Annotated in this window: 2 protein-coding genes; both read left to right on the top strand. The window is 66.6% G+C overall.

Annotated elements, in window-relative coordinates; genetic code table 11:
• A partial coding sequence (locus tag AC5JJ6_RS10105; protein WP_496041915.1) for a response regulator transcription factor occupies nt 1-600 on the top strand: 600 nt, incomplete at its 5' end.
• A 33-nt stretch (nt 601-633) separates the two neighbouring features.
• A partial coding sequence (locus AC5JJ6_RS10110; RefSeq protein ID WP_496041916.1) for a PAS domain S-box protein occupies nt 634-2,280 on the top strand: 1,647 nt, incomplete at its 3' end.

Consider the following 2,280-nt stretch of genomic DNA (forward strand, 5'->3'; position numbering starts at 1 on the left):
CACAACATGGTTCGGGATGCGCTGAAAAGCTATATCGAGCGCTTGGAACCCGACGCCCGGATCGTTTCAGCCGAAAGCTTCGGCGCGGCATACGACGAAGTCCAACGGGACGGCGAGTTCGCGCTGATCATACTGGATCTCCGGATGCCGGGGATGGACGGGCTAGACGGCCTGCGGCGGATGCGGGAGCGTCCGCCCAAGGTACCGATCGTCATCATGTCCGGCGGCGCCAGCCACGAGGACGTTCGAAACGCTATCGACATGGGCGCCCAGGGCTTTCTGCCCAAGACGCTTACCGGCCCGGCGCTGGTCTCAGCGATCCGGCTCATCATGGCGGGTGAAAAATTCGTGCCTTTCGGCGCGGTGGACGCTCCGGCAGGCGACGCCGGCGATGCCGACAGCCACGCACCGCTGACCCAGCGGGAGCGCGAAGTGCTTCAGTATCTCGAGAAGGGCTGGTCCAACAAGGAGATCGCCCGGGCCCTGGAACTTCAGGAGGTTACGATCAAGCTGCATATCCGCGGCATCTGCCGCAAGCTGGGGGCCAAGAACCGTACGCAGGCCGCCCTGCGGGCGCAGGAAGCGCGGCTGGCGCACTGAGCGGCCTACCGATCGCCAGATGAGCAGCGCCAGATGAGCAGCGCCGACCCGACCGTTCTGACGACCGTGCTTGCGGCTGTCCTGGGCCTGGTCGCTGCCTTGGCCGTCCGGCTGTGGCGCAGGGCCTTGCTGGCGGAACGCCTTTACCGCACGGCCCGGCAGGCGGAAGCGGCGGCATCGGAGGAATGCGAAAGGCTCCGGCACGCCATCGACTCCGTCCCCGGCGGGCTGGTGCTGCTCGACCGCGAGGAGCGGGTCGTGCTTGCCAGCGCCGGCTATGGCGAAACCTATCCGGGTCTGGCCGGCGCGGTGACGCCGGGGATGCGTCTTTCCGACCTGACACGCGATCTCGACACCACCGTCAAGCGGTTGCGGACCGCCGATGGTCCGTGGGAAGAAACCCTGGTGGACGGCAGGGTGCTGCTGGTCGACGAACGGCGGACCGCCGACGGCGGCAAGGTCAGCCTCTTTACCGATATCACGCCCCAGAAGCAGGCCGAGCATCTGCTGCGCCATAGGCTGACCGCCCTGGAAGCGTCGATCGACGGCGTCGCCATCCTCGACCAGGCAGGCACCTTCACCTATCTCAACGACAGCCATGCGCGCCTTCACGGGTTCGACGACGCGCGGGACCTGCTGGGCCGAAGCTGGCTGTCGCTTTATGCGGCGGACGAGCGGGTCCGTCTCCAGTCGGATGTGCTTCCGGGCCTGGACGGTGCCGGACGGTGGCAGGGCGAACTGGTCGGCCGTAGGCGCGACGGCACCACCTTCAACCAGGAACTGACGCTGACCTCGCTCGACGATGGCGGCATGGTGCAGATCGTCCGCGACATCAGCGAGCGCCGGAAGACCGAGGACGAGCGCACGCGCCTCAAGGAGCAGTTCCATCAGGCCCAGAAGCTGGAGGCGATCGGCCGGCTTGCCGGCGGTATCGCTCACGACTTCAACAATATCCTGGCGGCCATGATGGGCTATGCGTCCTTCCTGGTCGAAGATCTGGACGAGGCGGCGCCGGAACACGAGTTCGCCGTACAGCTGATGGTCGCGGGCGAGCGCGCCAAGCGGCTGGTCCAGCAGATCCTTGCTTTCAGCCGGTCCGAAGGGGTCGAACGCGAAACCGTCAACATGATCGCGGCGACCGACGAGACCCTGGCGCTGCTGCGGGCCACGTTGCCCAAGTCGATCAACGTCGTGACGCACGTCGATGCCGTCTCGGCGCTGGTTCACGCAAACCCGACGCAGATGAGCCAGATCCTGATGAATCTCTGCGTCAACGGCGCGGACGCCATCGGCGCGGCGCCGGGCGAACTGACGATCGCCATAGACATGCCCTATCTGGACGGCGGCTGCGCGGAAGGACTCCGGGTGACCCAGATCCAGGGCAGCGACCTGATACCGGCACGGATGGGACCCGGACGACGGCCCGGTTCCAGCCGGATGTGGGTGGGCGTCCTGCCGATCGACCGCGGCCGGCGTGTCCGCTATGTCCGGATCTCGGTGATCGACACCGGCTCCGGCATGCCGGCCGAAGTCATGGAGCGGATGCTGGAGCCGTTCTTCACCACCAAGGGAATCGGCAAGGGTACGGGACTGGGGCTTGCGGCCGTGCATGGCATCATCAGCGCCCATCGGGGGGCCATGATGATCGAAAGCATGCCCGGCGAGGGCACCAACTTCAGT

The organism is Skermanella sp., assembly GCF_059503625.1.